Below are 16298 nucleotides of genomic sequence, written 5' to 3' on the forward strand. Positions count from 1 at the left end.
GGATGCACCGATAGCCGCGTGCGGGCTGTTCGCTAGACCAAGCAGGACAACTTTCACTCAAGAGGACAAACCAATGAAAATCAACAGAGTTCGTCAAAGCCTGGTGCGCAACATCAGTGCGGGTCTGGCGGTTCTGCTTGTTGGCGCCCCTGGCGTCGGCAAGACGGACGTCGTGCACGAAGTCGCAAGACAAACTGAGCGGGAACTGCTCGTTTCGCACCCGGTGGTCTCCGACCCGACGGACGCGAAGGGCTTGCCCTACCCGAACAAGAAGGGCGACGCAGCGCGGTTTCTGCCGTACGGTGTGATGGCTCAGGCGCTCAGCGCCACGAAGCCGACGCTCTGGTTCCTGGACGACCTTGGCCAGGCTGCCCCGGCGGTGCAAGCCGCCTTCATGCAGCTGCTGCTGGCGCGGCGCATCGACGAGCACGTTCTCCCGAACTGTGTCACCTTCGTTGCCGCCACGAATCGCAAGCAGGACCGCGCCGGCGTCTCTGGACTGCTGGAGCCCGTCAAGAGCCGCTTCGTGACCATCTTGGAGGTCGAGCCTGACCTGGATATGTGGATTGACTGGGCGCTCGCGAAGGGACTTCCTCCGGAGCTCGTCGCTTTCCTGCAGTTTCGCGGGGGCGACCTCTTTCACAAGCCCAACCCGACGACCGAGCTGGTGAACAGCCCGTCGCCACGTACCTGGCACAACCTGGCAAAGCTGCTCAAGGCTGGCGCTGCCGATGACCTCAAGGAGGACAAGGCCGGCGTACTGGAAGAGCTAAGCGGCTCTGTGGGCAAGGAAGCGGCAACCGAATTCGTCAACTTCCTGGAAGTGGCGAAGGACCTGCCGAGCCTGGACGACATCCTGCTGTATCCGGACACCGCGCGCATCCCTGATGAGGTCTCCACTTTGTGGGTCCTGGCATCAGGGCTCGCATCGGCAGCGACGAAGACCAACTTCGGTGCGCTGAGCACCTATGCAGGACGCATGGTCCAACAAGCCTACGGCGAAGCCGCGGCCTTCATGGTCCGCAAGAGCATCGTTCTGACCCCCGGAATCACCCAAACCGCAGCCTACTCACGGCTGCTGGCTGGTGAGGTGGGCGCATTGCTGTAAACGAACAAGGAATCAAACATGGAAATCAAGAATGCAGTGCTCGTTTCGCTGAACATCAGCGTGTGGCAAGCCAACCGCCAAGACAAGAAGATTTCGGAGCAGGTCACCGACGCCCACCAGGTGACGGACCGCCGCCTCGGACGATTCTGGAAGAGCCTTCTGCCGAAGTGCCAGGTGCTGGACACGCTCTACGCGGCCCAACGGGCGGCGCGGACGTTCCACTACGAAAACACCCTGGCGTGGATGCATGACGGCCCGCGCATCTTGCCGACGGCAAACTACGAGTCCTACATGAAGGCGATGCGCGGCTTCAAGCATCAGTTTGAAGTCGCCGTGCTCGGTCTCATCGACCAGTACGACGGTATCCGCGAAGAAGCGCGCAAGGTGCTCGGCCAGCTGTACAGCGAGAGCGACTACCCTGACAAGCAGTCGCTCAAGTACAAGTACGACTTCGACATGAAGGTGATGACGATGCCGGCGTCTGAAGGGATGCTGCATCTGGGCCTGGCCGACAAGGAGGCGCAAGACCTTTGCGCCAAGCTGGAAGCCGACATGCGTGACACGTTCAAACGGGCCAACCGCCGGATGTGGGAAGACCTGCACGAGCGCCTCGAGCGCCTGTCGGCGAAGCTGATGGACGGGGACGCCTACGTGCGCGAAGAGACGATTGCAGCGGTGCGCGACCTCGCGGACCTTCTGCCTCGGCTCAACGTGACGAACGACGAAAAGCTGGACATGCTGGCAAACCGCCTGAAGGGCTCGTTGACCAACGTCAGCGCCGCGATGGTGAAAAACGACCCCAGCGCGCGCAAGCGCGTCGCGGACGAAGCCAAGACGGTGTTCAGTGTCATGCAGGCGTTCATGGGCCAGAAGCGTGCCCCGCCGGCGCCAATGGCCGCACCTGCGGTCAACGCGACGGTGATGGAGCTCAAGCGTGCAGCCTAAGTCGGCACACGTCAAGCGGGTCATGAAGGCCCGCTCCGACATGCTGGCCGACCAGCCGTTCTTCGGGTTTCTGGCGCTGCGCCTGAAACTCGCCGAGGACCCGACGTGTGCGGGCATGTGGACGGATTCGGTGACGCTGGGATTCAACCCCCGGTATATCGATACCCTGGTCGACGTTGAGCTCAAGGGCTTGATTTCGGCTACCGTCCTGCACATCGTAGCGGGCCATCCCTGGAGGCAAGACAGTCGAGAGACAGTTCTCTGGAACGAGGCGTGCGACGAGGCCATCCATCCGATGGTCCTGAAATCGGGTTTCCGACTGCCGCAAGGCATGGCAACAGGCAAGGAGCACCTCGGATTCTCCGCGGAGTTCATCTACTCGAAGCTTCTCGAAGCTCGGCCGCCGGCGCCGCCGCCCGCGCCCCCCACACCGGAAGGTGGCGGCGGGGACGCGGATGGCGGGGACGGAGGCAGCGACCCCACCCCCTCACCCGAGGGTCAGGAAGGCCCCGAGCCCCGGTCACCGGACAACGGAAGCGGGTCGGGCGAGCCGGAGACCGGCGAGCAGGACGGCGAGGGCGGGCAACCGCAGGCCGCTCCCGTAACGCCGCAGATGCTGGGTGAAGTACGCCAGGCCCCCAAGGAGGCCGAGAACGGCCAAGGCACCAAAAGCCTGGAGACCGAATGGCAGCTTGCGGTGGAAGCGGCGACGCACATGCAGGGTGACCTGCCTGGCAACGTGATGTCACTAGTCGGTGAGGCGCTGAAAAGCAGGGTCGACTGGAAGTCGGTGCTGCAAAACTTCGTCGAAACGTCGATGCACGCCCCGGACTACACGATGGCCGTCGTCAATCGCCGCTACCTGCACCTGGGGTTCATTCTCCCAGGCCTGCGCGGGGCGAGCATGAAGACGTTGGTCGTCGCGCGGGACACCAGTGGCTCGGTGAAGAACGACTACCGGCGCCTGTTCAACGGGGAGATTCTCGACATCGTCGAGCGGCTCAAGCCAGAACGGGTTGTGGTTCTGGACATCGACACGCATATCCGCAAGGTACAGGACATGGTGGACGACGTCGCAGAGGAGCTGGACCAGACCACCTATGGTGGCGGCGGTACGCACTTCGAGCCCGCGTTCAGCTACGTCGAGGACGAGGACATCGAGTGCTGCTGCATGGTCTACCTGACCGATTTGCTGGGAACCTTTCCCTGCGAGGCACCCGACTACCCGGTTCTCTGGGCAGTCCCAGAAGGAAGCAACCGAGGAAAGCTACCGCCATTCGGCGAAATGGTTGAACTCGACGTCGACTGAAAACATCTTTTCCAATCCCGGACGCTCACGCGGTCCGGGATTTTTCTTGGGGTGCGGGTTCCGGTATAGGTCGCTAGACACAGAGCAACAGCCTTGTGCTGGGGTTGCTTCACCTCCCGTTCGCACCTCGCAAGAGGCACGGCAAACGAAGCGTCTCCCGAGCTTCGGCTCAAAGGACACCTATCTCAACACCCATGACAACTCAACCTAGCGGTTGGCATGTCGGGACAACGCGAACATCTTGAAAGCAACAGGCCAACTGCCAAACGGAGAAATCTCATGGAAGTTCAAGAACAATCGAATGTCGACCTCTTCAAGGAGTCGGCACGCCGCATGACCGAATTCTTTGCGTCCAAGGGCGTGAAGGTCAAGAACACCATCGCTCTCGAGGCGCTTTCGACCGCCCTCGGCGCGAAGAACTATCGTACGCTGCTCGCCTCGCTGAATCGGCCGGCCGCCACGCGCGCCGAGGAGGACCCGAATGCCTGGAAGCCTGGGCAGCCGCGATACACCGTGCACGCCCTCTATGAAGACAACAATCAGCGCTACTCGGACGACTTCGGGGGTGCTGACGCGCTAGAGGCCGCGGTCTGCTGTCAAGTTGACCGCAATGCGGACTTCTGCAGCGTCACCATCGCGTCTGTCATCGACCGGGTCACCGGAAAGATTGCCGACACCGGCTGGTGCGGGGACGACGAAATCGGAAAGCACGGAGCGGCGGTCCGAGCCATGCTCGACGTTGCGAAGGGTGTCCTGAGACAGGATACCAAGGTGCCAGAAGACGTGGCCGCAGCGTTTCTCTACCTGAACGTGCAAGTCGACGGAACCAGCACAGAGCTCATCGACGAGATGTCTCCGGGCGAAGGCGACATCAAGGAAAGAAAGCCGGTGACGCTCAAAGCCTACGGCCTTGAGCATGTCGTAGAGCCGGTCGAGGCCCTGGAGACCGTGGCTCGGTACATCCTGGACTGCGTGCATGTGCATGGCTGGGTCAAGCTGACCAACGAGGAGCTTCGCAGCGTGTATCACGCTTCGGCGCTCACGCGGTATTTCGAGTACGAGCTTCGTGGCGCATTATTCGACGAGAACGAGCTCGAAATCCTCGATGAAGCACTGCCTGCGGGCAATCTCGCAGGTCACCCGATGGCCCCAATCACCTGGCTGGCCATTGCAAACGACGAGCAGGTCTTCGCGCAAGGTACGCATTACACCGTCGCCGGGTCAACTCCCGCCTGACGTCATTCGAGCCGCCATCTTCGGATGGCGGCTTTGTCTTGGCACTGGCCACGCGCAGCTACAGGCGATACACCTTGTCCACAACGCCGCGTGCGCCGGCGCCGATGGTCGTCGGACGAACGAAGGTAATCCGGTCTGGCGCCAGGCGACGGATATGGCCGCGTCGCAGATGTTGCCGGGGCGGATTGCGCTGGCCATCAATTTCGTAGCCGCCGGCCCGGGCGGGCCCAGCAGGCGCTTTCATGAGGTCCAAGACCCAGCTCTCGTAGAAGGGTGGTCGGCCGTTTTTGATGCGCTTCTTGTTCAGCTTGTCAGGCGCGGGCATCCGCACACGGCCCACGTTGCTGGCGTTGACCGTCAGGCAGAACCCCAGCGCCGTGCTCGCCTCGTCACGCACATCGATGGATAGACGCGCGATGGCCTGCTCCATTGAACCAGTCTCTTGGGCCATGAGGGCGACCATCTCCGGGCACAGGTTGACGGTCTGGCACTCGTACGTTGCCGTCGTTGGTTTGAGGCGCCCCTGGCTCAAGAGAAACTCGCGCTCCAACTGGTCCGAGCCTGGCAGTGGCTCCTCTGCACCTCGCCAGATGCCCGGGTTCAGTGGGATGAACGAAGCCAGGGGTGCTACGAGCCAGCGCTTCGCATCGTCGTGGTAGTACACGGACGCAACAAAAAAGCCGGGTCGGCTCATGCCTGTGGGGCACAAGGCCGGATACCGTTTGGCCAGGCTGCTGGACCAGCAAGCAGCGATTCTCCTGGAGGATGCAGTTTCCTGGAACGCACCTCCGCCGGCGTATACCTCCTTATCCTGGGGGAAGGGCGCCTCGAGCGCGACGGCGTCGAACGGAAGCCGGATGAATTCCGAGAAGCTGTCCGTGGAGTTTTCCAGCGCAACGAGCTCGCCATGTTCGGGCAGGTTGAATTTCACGGCTTCGCGCAGGAGTTGGCCAAGTTGCTCATGGACCGCTGCGGTGGTGGTGAAGCCGTTACCTCGCAAGCCTGGCACGCGCGCTTCGAGTTCCTCGATGGCGGTGGTGGAGTAATTCAGGGCTGTAGGTGACACGCGCGGGCCTTTGCTGGAGTGCGTCCATTTTCTCTCATCAAAAGAAAAAGGCGCCGGGGGGCGCCTTTTGAATCATGAAGAAAGCTTAAGCGATGGACTGGTCCATGTAATTAGGCTTTCGGCATGACCGCTTCACCCACGGGACTGGATGTTACGGCTTCTGCTTCAGGCTCGACGGCGGCAGCGGATGCTACGCGACGACGACCGGCGTGAGCGGCAGTGGTTTCGACGAGCCCAAGGACGAATCCGAGGAACGCGACGAAAGAGAAGGCGAAGCACAAGATGAGGTTCAACGAGATGTTGTAGCCAAAAATCGCGTAAATCGGCCAGGGAGCGTCGACGATGAGTGAACCAAAGGCCAACGCGCACCCGAAAGTGATGAGGCGCTTCGACAGGGGAACCGATTGCTGCATGTTGCGGGACATGGATACTCCAAAAAATGGTCTATGCGCGGTATAGCAACGGCAGGAGGCGGCCCGAGAAAGCTGAATCTAGCAAGAAAAACCCGACCTCAAAGAGGTCGGGTTGGAATGACATTACTCGATGCCGAGCTTCGCCAGGTCCGCGAGCTTGCGCTGCGGAAGCGGCAGGTCTTTCTTCTTGCACTCGTAGACGTACCTGGCCGCGGCGGTTTCAGCAAATTCGCCGACCGCCGACGTCTGCGTCACCAGCGCAAGCAAAATCTCGTCCACGCGCTCTCCGAGCGGCTCTGCGAGTGCATCGCGCAAGGCCTGCATCAGATAGCTGATGACCTTGGCCAGGCCGCCTTCGGCCGCCTTGGTGGCTTCCTTTCGACGCAGCACGAGGCTGCCATCGTCTCCGAGCCACGCGAGGTGGTCGGGCGCATCGCCGAACTCGAGGTGCAGGGCCCCCTTCGACAGCGCCAGTCCGCGGGATTCGACGAGCGAGGCAAGGTCCTTGGCGAGGTAGATGGTCGACGTCTTGAAGGCTGTTTGCGCTGCCTTCTCGGCAGGCTCCAGCTCCGAATGGGCCAGGACAATGCGGTTGCTCACCAGCGAAGGGAAGGTTGCCCGTCCGTCGGCGGTCCACACGTTATTCTCGAATCGCGCAAGGCGCGAAGGGTCCTGCACTTTCAAGCTTTCGGCGAAGACTGCCTTCAGCTGGCTCGGCTCCGTAAAGCCCCAAAGCTTGAGGGTGTCCAGGGAGACGGCCGTACCCTTGCGCAGCTTGACAATCCGCTTGCCCAGCTCGTCCCCCTTCGGGGCGAACAGAACGACCGGTGCGCGCCAGTCCGACACGAGGTCGAAGTACTTGATGCCGCGGCCGAGTACGGACGTCACCAGCTGAGGGTGGTTTTCCAGCGCGGAGAAGAGCGGTTTGGTGCCGGCCTTCACGGCATTGGCGACTTCCTTCAGCTCTTCCTCGGTGTCCTTTCGGACCTTAGGCTTGTCCTTCTCCTTCGCCACGGTTGCGGGGAAGTGCTTGGCGATGCGGGGCCAAACAGGGCAGCTCGACATGATGTCGTTGCGAGCAACGTTCAGGCTGAGCGTGAAGTCCGGCTTGGTCACGACCTCGCCGGCACAGGAGAACCGGTAGCGGCCGAAGTGGTTCACCAGCACGCCGCCGTTGTAGACATCCAGGCTGTAGCCCTTCGGGTCAAATCGGTAGTAAGCCTCGTTGGTCTCCAGGTCCCAGGCCTCGGTGGCAGGGTCCTTCGTGATGAGCTTCGCGTTCAGATAGACAGCGCCAGGCACGTAGCGCACGAGGCGCTCGAGCTCGGCTTCCAGCTGCAGCAGCTCCGCGTCGCTCAAGGCCTTGTAGAACTTCCCGAAGATGGAGGTACCTTGGCGAGCTTCAGTCTCCTGCAGCACGTAGTCGAGACCTTTGGTCTGGACATCGACGTGCATGAGGAACTCGTTGGAGTGCCAGACGTTGCTTGCGTAGGCCCATTGCTGAGCTCTCCCGAGGCCGAATTTTCCGTATATGCGGTGGTTACCTTCGTCATGCGGAAAGCCCAGGGTTTCAAACCAGGCATAAATTTCTTCGCGCGACAGAAAGCCCGAGCCGTCATCGACGATGGTGTACTCGGTGCTCGAGACGTTGATGTCGACCCGTGTGGCGCCGGCGTCGACCGAGTTCATCACGGACTCGGACAATGCCTTGCCCATCGAGCCGGCTTGCGCCTTGATGAAGGTGTGGATGGCCAGCGGATGAAGGGTCAGCTTGCGACTCTCGATAACAGTGCTCATGGTGTCCTTGAGTTGTGGGAAGACGAGCTTCCGGTTGTGATATTTCCTTGTCCGTCGTCTAGGAACCGCCAGCAGGTGGTCTGGCGCCGTCCCGTTTAGGCAGGGGCGCCGGCATAAAAAAGCCCGGCTGTGGTGACAGCCGGGCGAGAAGCGAGGAGGTGGGGCCTAGTAGTTGGTGGTCCGAGTCAGGTGGAATTTCGCGTCGCGTGCCTGGTTTCGGTTGGCCCATAGCCAGAAGTCCACCGCCTCCACAGAGCACCTGAAGTGTTCGGCAAGTTCATTGACAGCCAGGATGGTTGCCGCACGGATAGCCAGTTCCTCCTGGCTGCCTGCCTCGATGAGTTCCTGTCGGTCGATGGCCGCCGCCCACGCCGGCGAGTAGTCGAGCAGTTCCAGCGCGCGCAGGACTTTCGGCAGCTGGTAGTCGGCCGCGGCGGTCACGTCGAGTCGCACCTCCTGGCCCCCCATGCGTGCGTTCCACTCGCTGGCGGCAAACATGAGGGTGAGCTGGGCCTTCTTCAGGTAGCGGTCGCCGTACGCAAGCGGGAACATGTACGCGAGAACCTGCGCGTCCGCCCAGGCAAGTTCGCCGTTCCAGAGCACGCGCCGTGCAATGAATTCAGCCGCGGTGGTGAGCTTCGAGGGCTCCAGCACCTCGTGAAGGATGCGGGCGCGGGCTTGAGCGGCCGGGATGTCTCCGAAGATGAAGCCAATGCCTTCGTGCGCGATGCGGGAACGCAGTTGGCTGGCCACTTCGGTGCACTGCTCGTGGATGGAGCCGTGACCGCCTAGGCCGCCGAGGGCCTCGAGCCAGGCGGCGTGGAATCCTTCCTGCATTGCAAGGGCGCCGACCTTGCCATTGTGGGCATAGCGGATGAACTGGCCCTCCGCATCGACGTCCCAGAACTGGAAGTTCATCGTGTTCATGACGATGAAATACGGAACGAACATGTGCGGATGCGCAGCCAGCGGGCTGGCACCGAGGGACGAGCCCATGGCGCCGAGGTCAGAGGGTCGTTCGAGGGCGGTAATCGCCTCCGATGCGACGCGCACCATGTGCGGGGTGTAATCGGCTTCAGCGACGACGAGAACGGGGTTTCGAAGTGGGTGAGGGTGCATTCCCTGGTTTCCTTTGAGGTGTGTTGCCTCAAAGGTGTAGGGAGCCCTCTTATCGCTATGGCGGCGATACCTCGCCGTACGGTATACGTGCGCTAGGCTGCGCGGCGCGCGCGCCACTTCAGGAAGTTGACCACAGGTGCTGCGCCGCAGGGGGCGTGCGCCAAATGCGGCTGACCAAGAAGCTCAGCCATCAACAGGCGCTCGGGGCTGCCAGGAGGCTGCTGCCGCAGGTGTGTGAGGTCGGGGGCACGGAGGTCGGCGTACGGAAGGGCTTTGATGGCAAACGCCGCAAAGTCTTGCCAAGGCAGAGCGACGTAGGGCGCCCCGAGCGCCGTTTCGAGCGGCGCGGCCAGGGCGTACTGGCCTGCTCGTGTCAACCACACGCGGCCATCCGCGGCCACGAGGACCAGATGCCGAAAGGTGTTCCAGAATTCCTTGGAGGGTGACGAGGTACGCGCAGCCATCGGCTGAATCTAGCACGCGGGTTTCACATCACAAAATCCAAGAGAAAACGCGTTCTCCCCAATGACAAAGGACCGGTGGTCCGGTCCTTTGAGCTTGGGGGGGGAGGGAGGCTATCAGGCGCCGGATGCGGCCTCGTCGCGCTTGCCCAGCAGCTGGAGCTCGCGGCCGACGATTTCGGTCGTGTACTTCTCCACGCCATCCTTGTCGGTGTACTTGCGCGTGCGCAGCTTGCCCTCGATGTAGACCTGGCGCCCCTTGGTGACGTATTGGGCCACCACGTCGGCCAGCTTGCCGTACACGGTCACACGGTGCCACTCCGTCTGTTCCTTGCGCTCGCCCGACTCCTTGTCGGTCCAGCGTTCGCTCGTGGCGACACTGAAGTTCGCGACGGCCTCGCCGGAAGGCAGGATGTTCATTTCCGGGTCGTTGCCAAGGTTGCCGACGATGATGACTTTGTTGATGGACATGGAAGGTTCAGTTCGAAGTGAGAGTGAGTTGTGGGAGGAGGGGGTGGGAAAGGGGTCAGTGCAGGTGCGCGCTCAGCGCGCCCGAGGCTTGAAGTTGTGTAGAGAGGCCCAAGCGTTTGAGGGTCAGGGTTGCGACGTTGAGCGCGACGTCATCAGGCCCTGAGAACCGAGCGACATCGACGGCAGCGGCGAAGGGCGGCAGGAGCGCCGCGGCGTCCTCAATGGGGAGCCCGTCATCCTCGGCAAGCGCCGCAACGAGTTGCAGGAGGTCCTCGACTTGAGCTGTTGGAAGCCCTACGCAGTGCAGCGCCTCGAGCTGACGCGCGAGAGCATCCAGGACCGGCGGGTCGAGGACGACGAGGAAAGAGCCCAGAGAAGGACGGAACCTTGTCTGGCTGCTTGCCTGTCGGTAGACACTGTAGAGGGGGAAGAACCTTCGCATTGCGGCTCATGCCCGCGGAGCTGTGATGCGACTTGTAGAAAGACGAGTTTAGCCCTCGACCTAAAACAATGCTTACGGGATGCATTTTAGGTGTGCTACAATGGCTGCGCTTTAGATTGATGAAAGCGGCTTAAAGTGATTCATTCCGCTCCCGTTCCCCTGTAGCTAAGTTGGCGAGGAAACCGCCTTGAAAATCAAACCCATGTCCAAGTCCCAAGCAATCTCTCTGGCGAAGCTCTTCGCCTTGCAAATCTCCGCCCAAGCTATGCTCGTCACCGATGGCATGACCATGGAGCGCGCCTGCCTCGCGGTCAGCGCGGTGATGTTCGTCCTGCCTTTCATCTCCCGCTCCGTTCGCAGCTTCTACCGCAGCGCGCTCGGCCCGCTGCCGGGGCTCATCCGCCCGTAACTCGCGCCCAGACCTGGCTCTCCATCCGCGCGAGGGCCATGTCCATCAAGGGATGCAGGCGCCTCGTGAGGGCACAGGGCCCAGAGAGCTGGCCGTCGACGTCGGTGCAGGCGAGCTCCGGGCCACCCATCATCTCAGGGTCGTACTCGTACGCGCAGAGCTGCACCCGTTGCTCGCCGGCGAACAGCGCAAACTGAACCCGAGTGGGGTCGACCTGGCTGAAGAGCACGCGCAGCTGTGCCTGGGCGCTGCCATCCCTTGCCGACTGCTCGTTGAGTTCGGCCAGCCCGAGCAAAACCGCGTCGACGAGGTGGGCCGACTGAGCGCCTTGCATCTCAAGGACGGCGAGCGCCTGGCTGCGGCTGAAGGGACGAGGGGTCGTGGTGGTTGTCATGGATGAAAAGTGGCTTCCTGCTCCCGTCTAGAACACGCAGCCGGAAATCTAAATCCATGGGCTATAGGTGAGGCCTCGGCCGTCGCGTGCGCCGCACGCATCCGAGGCTCCGCCTATTCGCCATGACTCAAGCTACACTCGCCTCGGTCCTTTCGTTTCTCCTGCCGTGCCTGCTGTACGCGCAGGCCATCCTGCGCCTCTTCAAGGCGGCGTCCCTCAAGCGCGCCTGGTACACCGTTGCTCCTGCCATCAGCTTTGCCTTCACGTCCCTGTGGCTTTCGAGTTCCATCCGGTCGCACTGGGCAGGCGGTCTGCCGGCGGAATCCGTACAGGCACAACTGAGCATCGGACCGCTCTTCTTCGGCTTCCTGCTGGTGCTGGTCGAGGTCCCATTCCTGGCTGCATGGCTATACACGGCACGAGCACCCAAGCGGCGCGCGTGAGTGTTTTTTGCTGACATCCAGAGAGGCCCGCTATCAATCTTCAACCTCAGACCCCTTTTCTCGACCGCATGAGCCAGCTTGCGGCAGGAATGCGTACCAACTTCATCCAGCTGCAAGGCGCCATCGAAGCGGCCCGCAGCCGTCAACTGACGCCGGGACGCTTCGTCGTGCTGAAAGACACCGACGAGTTGGCCCTTGTGCTGCGCTACAACGACGCGGAGCTCTCGCTGTACCCAGGCCACGACTACCCCGTGGTGGTGCGCACCGGCCTCGGCGAGCAGGAATGTGCGCTAGAGGACCTGCACATGAGCCCCCTCGACCAGGTTGTCGCCGTACTCGAGGACGACCGCCAAGTTTGGGTTCGCGCAGTGCAGACCGGCGCAGGCTGGGTCCTCCACGACGCTCAAGGCCGAGCGCTTGCCCTCGACCAGCTGGTCGAGTTGCACGCGGATTCGTTCTGACCTTCCTTCCAAGTCGCCCCATTGGGCGACTTTCTTTTGGCTAAACGCGCCAGCTACAGGTTGCGTCTTCGAACCCACAACACGCCATGAATCGTCGTTTCGCCCGCTTCCTCCTACTGCCCGTGTTTGGCGTGCTTCTCAGCGCCTTGATGGGGTGCACCGGGAAACCGGACCTTGACATCGTCGCTCAGTGCATTGCCGACAAGGCGACGCCAGCTGAAGTTTCGCGGTATGGCTCCCTGCTCGTGAGCGAGGGCAAGGTGACGCCGGACCGCTGGGCGAGCGTTGGTTGCAAGGGCGGGTGGGCGGTGGCCACGGACAAGGAAGCCCGCCAGAGCGTTGCGGAGAAGCTCCCTGAACTCCTGGTCCCCGACCCGGAGTTCCGAGCGGGCGCGTTCAGCGCCTTGCTGGGTGACGGCGCGACGTTAGAGCAACGTAAAGCAGTGGCGTCCCTTGGCCTCAAGCTGGAGGACTTTGCGAACTTGCGAGAAGAAGCCTTGAACTGCATCCAGGCACCGGAGGCGGTGCTCCTAATGATGGCGGAAAGCGACCTTCCATTCGCCATCGCAGTGCTCGGGAGTCGCGCTGACATCGGCGAACCCGCGCACGCGAGGGCGCTCGCTGCGGCGCTGCTGACCCAGGTCAGCCAGACCGCGAGCCTGAAACGCACCCAGCAGTGCGAGGGCGCTAAGGACACTGAATTTCGCGCGTACGCCGCGGAGCTGGAGAGCTTCATGGCGGGCACGCATCCGTGGGCGCCGGGGTGCCGCGCTGAGATGGACGACAAGGGCATGACGCTCTCGTGCCGGGGCGTCGACAAGCCGTAGGCCTATATCCGCGGGCCGCCCGGCCCGGCGGCGCTGCGCCGTTGTAGCTACACGCAGGGTATTCCACCACTAGGACACCTGCACAATGCAAATTCGCACAATCGCTCTCGACACCGAGACCACGGGCCTGGACGCCGGCGCAGACCGGCTCATCGAAATCGCAGCGCTCGACTTCGACCCCGAGACCGGCCTGCCCACCGGCAACACCTTTCACCGGTTCATCAACCCCGAACGGGAAATTCCCCTCGAGGTCTCCCGGGTGCACGGCAAGACCTGGTCCGACCTGAAGAGCGAACCTGTCTTCAAGGAGGTCGTGAAGGACTTCAAGGAGTTCATCGCCGGGCAACACGTGGTCATCCACAACGCGCCCTTCGACCTGCGCTTCCTCGACGAGGAACTGCGCTTGGTCCGCGGAGGCAAGATGGATAAAATCGTCGAGCGCACGACTGACACGCTGGCGATGTCGCGGCGGCACACGACGGCCAAGGTTCACACCCTGGACGCGCTGTGCGACCGCTACGGCATCGACCGCACCAAGCGCGTGCTCCACGGGGCCTTCGTCGACTGCGAAATGCTCGCAGCCGTGTATCCACCCCTTCTGGCAGACGCCAACCAGCTTGTCGCGCGCCTCAATGCCGTGCTGCCGTTTCCCCTCGGAGATGCGGTGCCTGATTCCATTGAGGGCATGGCCAAGCGCGCGCTGTTGCTGGCCGACCTCAAGAAGGTCCTGGAAAAGGAGTACGACCGCTATACCGAGCCTGTCAAGAAGCTGACCGCCGGCAAGGACTTTGCGACCGAGCTCTTTGAGGTCACATACACCCCCAGCACCAAGACCGACTGGAAGAAGGTGCAGGCCAACCACCTCGAAGGGGTGGACCTCAAGCAGTACCAAACGCCGTCGAGTAGCATGTACATCCGCTACGTGTGATTCCCGAAACCAGCCCTTGCGGCTGGTTTTTCTTTTGCCCGATGCGGAAGGTCACAATAGAAAAGGCCCCTGACACGAATGTCAGGGGCCTCGAATGTTGATGTAGTCAGTGGCGGGGTAGGTAGCCACCGGCGAAACCGCGTTGGGGGTCGCCGTAGAGCCGAGCCAATCCACAGTTGTCCATCCATGCCTGCACCAGGTGCGCAGGCGCGCTCCTGATGCCGGCCTTGAGCTGCTTCGCATCCTGGCGCCTCACGTAGATGTAGGGCATGCCGAGACGTGCGGATGCCTCGCTCACTTCCGTGGGCGGCTCCTCGATGAACGCGACCTGCTCGCCGGCCAGCGAGATGCGTGGAGCTGCCTCCAGAAGCTTCGACGCATGGTCAATCTGGCGATGCAGTTCAACCTCGGTCAGGCCCCTGGCCCGGCAGCGACTCGCGATGCGCCAGGCGGCCAGCTCCTCAGGGGTTACGCCCGGGCATCGACCTTGGTAGGCCGAAGTCAGGCAGTGGTCCGCCGCAGCGATGACCAGCTGTTGCTGGGTGGGGTTCACGCCGATGAAGCGCAAGAACTGGCCAAGCGACGAACCCTCGAAGTACTGCTCCGGCGGCATCCCGTATCCGGGGTCGCCCGGGTGGTGATGGTCGATGATGTCGTCGGGCCTCAGCCCCATGACGGCGCACTCCACAAACACCTGGTGTGCGCCCACGGGAATGAGAGCGGTGACACCATTTGCTTGATAGGCTTCGTGCGAGTGGACGATGTTCCCGCCGACGGTTGCAAAACCGAAGGCGAGCCCGCGCTCTTCACAGATGCGGGCAATTTCCTGCATTTCGTGGTCCGGAGCGCCGAGTACGAAAAAATATGTTTTCATGTTGACTCAACGTTCAAATAGTTAAATGTTCCTGGGCCGTATAGCGAGCGGCCCGAACGTCTGCGGCGTTTAAGGGCCCGCGGGCGGAACGCGTTTAGGTACGAGAGCTCGGACTCCGCATCGCCCTCCAGGGAAGGCGCAACAGGCAGGCTGGCCAAGCTTGACGTCCACGCGGCTAAAACCGGACGCTAAATAGGCCATGACCCGTTCGTATGCAACCGACCGGCCAGCACAGCATGTTTGGCACATCACGTATTCCAGCAAGAGCGGGCAGCCGCTAGTGCCGGTTGCGGACGCCCACTTGCAGGCCGAGTCGTTGCACCTGGAGGTACTCGCGCTTCGCTTGCTGTACGCGCAGCAGCGCGAACGCATCGCGCAGCTCGAGGCGCAGTTGCAGGCCCGCTCGAGCGGGTCGATTTCCCTCACTTCCCCCCAATGACCGATTTAGCAAAGCCCGATTTCGAATACCGCGTGACGTACGCGGTTGTGCCTTCCGACTTTCCGGACCACGCTCGCGTGGCTGAGGACATGTCAAGGATTTCGCCCAAGCCGCCCAAGGGCGGGGGCTGGCAACTGGCTGGGTCGACGCCGGTTCAGAACGCGAAGGGCTGCGTCATCTTCTACCAGTGGGAGCGCCCGGCCCGCGAGCGCGCTCCGGCCGGCTGAGGCGCCATGGACGCCGAGCTCCGTTCGCTTGCGGTGGACGTGCTGTTGCCAGCCTGGGGCTGGCGCTGGGCGTTCATCATCGGGGTGGGCGTCCTGCCCTTTGCACTGCCCGCCATACTCCCCCTTCAGTGGAAGGACGTTGTCAAATCCGAGCTCCAGCACATCTGCGGTGTTGTAGGGTTGATGCTGTGCTTTCTCAGTTTTGGACTTGCTGTGGATACGGTCTTGGTCGAAGCGAGAAGCTCGCTGGCGCTTGTGGAGACGCAGTGCAAGGTTGCGCAGGCCCCTGATAGCCGGTGGAGCCGGCTGCAGTGCGACCCGGGCGGCTTCTACTTCGTTGAGAAGCCCATCGACGCCGCCCCCGGCGAGACTCTTCTGGTCACGCACCTGAGGATGTCGGGTTGGGCTCTAAAGGCTGAGCGCATCGCGCCTTAAAAAAGCCGCGGTGCCTGCAAGGCCCGAACGGCTCAAAGGCAGGCGAGGGCGAACCACCCGTCCGTGGGCCGGCCCAGGAGCCGGTCGACTGCCTGGCGAGCTTCCTCCGGCGTTCGAGCAAAGCCTGCGAGCAGCAGGGAAACGGCGCCCGCGCGGCGCGCGGCGAGAAGCTTCAGACAGGTAGTACGGCCCGGGCGGAAGGCCAGCTCGAGTGCCAGTCTCTCGACGCCCCGCTCGGCGAACAAGTCCAGGCGGCCCTCAATGACCCGTCCCTCGTGAAAGTACTCCTGTTTGGCGGTGCGAGTGACGCGTGCGCCGTTTTTCTCCAAGACCCAAACAAGGAGGTCAAGCATCCGCTCAGTCTGCTCGCGTGCGAGCCGTCGGTCTGCGCGTGCCTTGGCCCATAGGCTCGGTGCAGCATTGCGCACCAAGCGGGCGAGCGATGGCCCGGCGGCCGCAGAAGCCACGTGTGCCGGAAGCAATGTGCCCTCCGA

The 16298-nt window shown here is 62.5% G+C and carries 21 protein-coding genes and 1 pseudogene; 12 read left to right on the forward strand and 10 right to left on the reverse strand.

Features of this window, described 5'->3' with window-relative positions; translation table 11 throughout:
* Positions 1–73: 73 nt before the first annotated feature.
* The 4 genes from WDLP6_RS31195 to WDLP6_RS31210 all read left to right on the forward strand — a co-directional run bounded on the left by WDLP6_RS31195 (position 74) and on the right by WDLP6_RS31210 (position 4598).
* Positions 74–1108: an ATP-binding protein gene (locus WDLP6_RS31195; RefSeq protein ID WP_162571083.1), complete on the forward strand. Its 1035-nt coding sequence runs from the start codon at positions 74–76 to the stop codon at positions 1106–1108.
* 18 nt (positions 1109–1126) lie between these two features.
* Positions 1127–2053 (forward strand): hypothetical protein, encoded by a 927-nt coding sequence (locus tag WDLP6_RS31200; RefSeq protein WP_068673835.1) that lies wholly within the window; start codon positions 1127–1129, stop codon positions 2051–2053.
* Positions 2054–2075: 22 nt separating this feature from the next.
* Positions 2076–3362 (forward strand): vWA domain-containing protein, encoded by a 1287-nt coding sequence (locus WDLP6_RS31205; protein ID WP_162571084.1) that lies wholly within the window; start codon positions 2076–2078, stop codon positions 3360–3362.
* 279 nt (positions 3363–3641) lie between these two features.
* Positions 3642–4598, forward strand: a complete 957-nt coding sequence (locus tag WDLP6_RS31210; RefSeq protein ID WP_162571085.1) for a glyoxalase superfamily protein — start codon at positions 3642–3644, stop codon at positions 4596–4598.
* Between the two features lie 58 nt (positions 4599–4656).
* Here WDLP6_RS31210 and WDLP6_RS31215 read toward each other — a convergent pair whose 3' ends face one another.
* The 7 genes and pseudogenes from WDLP6_RS31215 to WDLP6_RS31245 form a co-directional block, all read right to left on the reverse strand.
* A complete protein-coding gene (locus tag WDLP6_RS31215; RefSeq protein ID WP_162571086.1) occupies positions 4657–5664 on the reverse strand; it encodes a hypothetical protein in 1008 nt (335 codons plus the stop codon).
* 110 nt (positions 5665–5774) lie between these two features.
* On the reverse strand, positions 5775–6089 hold the full coding sequence (locus WDLP6_RS31220) for a hypothetical protein (protein ID WP_162571087.1): 315 nt from the start codon (positions 6087–6089) through the stop codon (positions 5775–5777).
* Between the two features lie 111 nt (positions 6090–6200).
* Positions 6201–7874, reverse strand: a complete 1674-nt coding sequence (locus WDLP6_RS31225) for an ATP-binding protein (RefSeq protein ID WP_068673825.1) — start codon at positions 7872–7874, stop codon at positions 6201–6203.
* Positions 7875–8039: 165 nt separating this feature from the next.
* Complete coding sequence (locus tag WDLP6_RS31230; protein ID WP_162577697.1) at positions 8040–8993, reverse strand: queuosine salvage family protein; 954 nt, start codon at positions 8991–8993, stop codon at positions 8040–8042.
* Between the two features lie 92 nt (positions 8994–9085).
* Positions 9086–9457 carry a hypothetical protein gene (locus WDLP6_RS31235; protein WP_068673821.1) on the reverse strand — a complete coding sequence of 124 codons (372 nt, stop codon included), beginning with the start codon at positions 9455–9457 and terminating at the stop codon, positions 9086–9088.
* Between the two features lie 117 nt (positions 9458–9574).
* A pseudogene (ssb, locus tag WDLP6_RS31240) lies at positions 9575–9925 on the reverse strand (single-stranded DNA-binding protein); the annotation flags it as partial.
* Between the two features lie 55 nt (positions 9926–9980).
* Positions 9981–10367: a hypothetical protein gene (locus tag WDLP6_RS31245; RefSeq protein WP_068673817.1), complete on the reverse strand. Its 387-nt coding sequence runs from the start codon at positions 10365–10367 to the stop codon at positions 9981–9983.
* 187 nt (positions 10368–10554) lie between these two features.
* Between WDLP6_RS31245 and WDLP6_RS31250 the strand changes: the two genes are divergently transcribed.
* Positions 10555–10776: a hypothetical protein gene (locus WDLP6_RS31250; RefSeq protein ID WP_146039464.1), complete on the forward strand. Its 222-nt coding sequence runs from the start codon at positions 10555–10557 to the stop codon at positions 10774–10776.
* On the opposite strand, the gene WDLP6_RS31255 is transcribed toward WDLP6_RS31250, so the two are convergent.
* A complete protein-coding gene (locus WDLP6_RS31255) occupies positions 10763–11170 on the reverse strand; it encodes a hypothetical protein (RefSeq protein ID WP_068673813.1) in 408 nt (135 codons plus the stop codon). The two genes, WDLP6_RS31250 and WDLP6_RS31255, sit on opposite strands and share 14 nt — an antisense overlap.
* Positions 11171–11292: 122 nt before the next feature.
* Here WDLP6_RS31255 and WDLP6_RS31260 point away from each other — a divergent pair, with 122 nt between their 5' ends.
* The 4 genes from WDLP6_RS31260 to WDLP6_RS31275 all read left to right on the forward strand — a co-directional run bounded on the left by WDLP6_RS31260 (position 11293) and on the right by WDLP6_RS31275 (position 13829).
* On the forward strand, positions 11293–11613 hold the full coding sequence (locus tag WDLP6_RS31260; RefSeq protein ID WP_068673811.1) for a hypothetical protein: 321 nt from the start codon (positions 11293–11295) through the stop codon (positions 11611–11613).
* A gap of 68 nt (positions 11614–11681) precedes the next feature.
* Positions 11682–12074, forward strand: a complete 393-nt coding sequence (locus WDLP6_RS31265; protein ID WP_162571090.1) for an FAD-dependent oxidoreductase — start codon at positions 11682–11684, stop codon at positions 12072–12074.
* 86 nt (positions 12075–12160) lie between these two features.
* The gene (locus WDLP6_RS31270) at positions 12161–12901 is read left to right on the forward strand and encodes a hypothetical protein (protein WP_162571091.1); all 741 of its coding nucleotides are present in this window, start codon (positions 12161–12163) and stop codon (positions 12899–12901) included.
* A gap of 85 nt (positions 12902–12986) precedes the next feature.
* Positions 12987–13829, forward strand: a complete 843-nt coding sequence (locus WDLP6_RS31275) for an exonuclease domain-containing protein (RefSeq protein WP_068673805.1) — start codon at positions 12987–12989, stop codon at positions 13827–13829.
* A 106-nt stretch (positions 13830–13935) separates the two neighbouring features.
* Here the strand turns inward: WDLP6_RS31275 and WDLP6_RS31280 are convergent, their stop codons facing one another.
* Complete coding sequence (locus WDLP6_RS31280) at positions 13936–14703, reverse strand: hypothetical protein (RefSeq protein ID WP_162571092.1); 768 nt, start codon at positions 14701–14703, stop codon at positions 13936–13938.
* A 199-nt stretch (positions 14704–14902) separates the two neighbouring features.
* On the opposite strand from WDLP6_RS31280, the gene WDLP6_RS31285 reads away from it, so the two are divergent.
* The 3 genes from WDLP6_RS31285 to WDLP6_RS31295 are packed head-to-tail and all read left to right on the forward strand — an operon-like array spanning position 14903 to position 15804.
* On the forward strand, positions 14903–15142 hold the full coding sequence (locus WDLP6_RS31285; protein WP_068673801.1) for a hypothetical protein: 240 nt from the start codon (positions 14903–14905) through the stop codon (positions 15140–15142).
* Positions 15139–15369, forward strand: a complete 231-nt coding sequence (locus WDLP6_RS31290; RefSeq protein ID WP_068673799.1) for a hypothetical protein — start codon at positions 15139–15141, stop codon at positions 15367–15369. The genes WDLP6_RS31285 and WDLP6_RS31290 overlap by 4 nt, the downstream gene beginning before the upstream one ends.
* Positions 15370–15375: 6 nt before the next feature.
* Positions 15376–15804 (forward strand): hypothetical protein, encoded by a 429-nt coding sequence (locus WDLP6_RS31295; protein WP_068673797.1) that lies wholly within the window; start codon positions 15376–15378, stop codon positions 15802–15804.
* 32 nt (positions 15805–15836) lie between these two features.
* On the opposite strand, the gene WDLP6_RS31300 is transcribed toward WDLP6_RS31295, so the two are convergent.
* On the reverse strand, positions 15837–16157 hold the full coding sequence (locus tag WDLP6_RS31300) for a hypothetical protein (RefSeq protein WP_068673795.1): 321 nt from the start codon (positions 16155–16157) through the stop codon (positions 15837–15839).
* Between the last annotated feature and the right edge of the window lie 141 nt (positions 16158–16298).

Origin of the sequence: Variovorax sp. PBL-E5 (assembly GCF_901827185.1) — a bacterium.
Classification (GTDB): Bacteria; Pseudomonadota; Gammaproteobacteria; order Burkholderiales; family Burkholderiaceae_C; genus Variovorax.

Excerpts from the sequence above, each read along its gene's own strand:
- WDLP6_RS31280 (WP_162571092.1), bottom strand. The coding sequence starts at position 14,703 with ATGAAAACATATTTTTTCGTACTCGGCGCTCCGGACCACGAAATGCAG.
- WDLP6_RS31230 (WP_162577697.1), bottom strand. The coding sequence starts at position 8,993 with ATGCACCCTCACCCACTTCGAAACCCCGTTCTCGTCGTCGCTGAAGCC.
- WDLP6_RS31270 (WP_162571091.1), top strand. The coding sequence starts at position 12,161 with ATGAATCGTCGTTTCGCCCGCTTCCTCCTACTGCCCGTGTTTGGCGTG.
- WDLP6_RS31255 (WP_068673813.1), bottom strand. The coding sequence starts at position 11,170 with ATGACAACCACCACGACCCCTCGTCCCTTCAGCCGCAGCCAGGCGCTC.
- WDLP6_RS31245 (WP_068673817.1), bottom strand. The coding sequence starts at position 10,367 with ATGCGAAGGTTCTTCCCCCTCTACAGTGTCTACCGACAGGCAAGCAGC.
- WDLP6_RS31290 (WP_068673799.1), top strand. The coding sequence starts at position 15,139 with ATGACCGATTTAGCAAAGCCCGATTTCGAATACCGCGTGACGTACGCG.
- WDLP6_RS31210 (WP_162571085.1), top strand. The coding sequence starts at position 3,642 with ATGGAAGTTCAAGAACAATCGAATGTCGACCTCTTCAAGGAGTCGGCA.
- WDLP6_RS31200 (WP_068673835.1), top strand. The coding sequence starts at position 1,127 with ATGGAAATCAAGAATGCAGTGCTCGTTTCGCTGAACATCAGCGTGTGG.
- WDLP6_RS31195 (WP_162571083.1), top strand. The coding sequence starts at position 74 with ATGAAAATCAACAGAGTTCGTCAAAGCCTGGTGCGCAACATCAGTGCG.
- WDLP6_RS31285 (WP_068673801.1), top strand. The coding sequence starts at position 14,903 with ATGACCCGTTCGTATGCAACCGACCGGCCAGCACAGCATGTTTGGCAC.
- WDLP6_RS31225 (WP_068673825.1), bottom strand. The coding sequence starts at position 7,874 with ATGAGCACTGTTATCGAGAGTCGCAAGCTGACCCTTCATCCGCTGGCC.
- WDLP6_RS31300 (WP_068673795.1), bottom strand. The coding sequence starts at position 16,157 with ATGCTTGACCTCCTTGTTTGGGTCTTGGAGAAAAACGGCGCACGCGTC.
- WDLP6_RS31235 (WP_068673821.1), bottom strand. The coding sequence starts at position 9,457 with ATGGCTGCGCGTACCTCGTCACCCTCCAAGGAATTCTGGAACACCTTT.
- WDLP6_RS31205 (WP_162571084.1), top strand. The coding sequence starts at position 2,076 with ATGAAGGCCCGCTCCGACATGCTGGCCGACCAGCCGTTCTTCGGGTTT.
- WDLP6_RS31295 (WP_068673797.1), top strand. The coding sequence starts at position 15,376 with ATGGACGCCGAGCTCCGTTCGCTTGCGGTGGACGTGCTGTTGCCAGCC.
- WDLP6_RS31260 (WP_068673811.1), top strand. The coding sequence starts at position 11,293 with ATGACTCAAGCTACACTCGCCTCGGTCCTTTCGTTTCTCCTGCCGTGC.
- WDLP6_RS31220 (WP_162571087.1), bottom strand. The coding sequence starts at position 6,089 with ATGTCCCGCAACATGCAGCAATCGGTTCCCCTGTCGAAGCGCCTCATC.
- WDLP6_RS31275 (WP_068673805.1), top strand. The coding sequence starts at position 12,987 with ATGCAAATTCGCACAATCGCTCTCGACACCGAGACCACGGGCCTGGAC.
- WDLP6_RS31265 (WP_162571090.1), top strand. The coding sequence starts at position 11,682 with ATGAGCCAGCTTGCGGCAGGAATGCGTACCAACTTCATCCAGCTGCAA.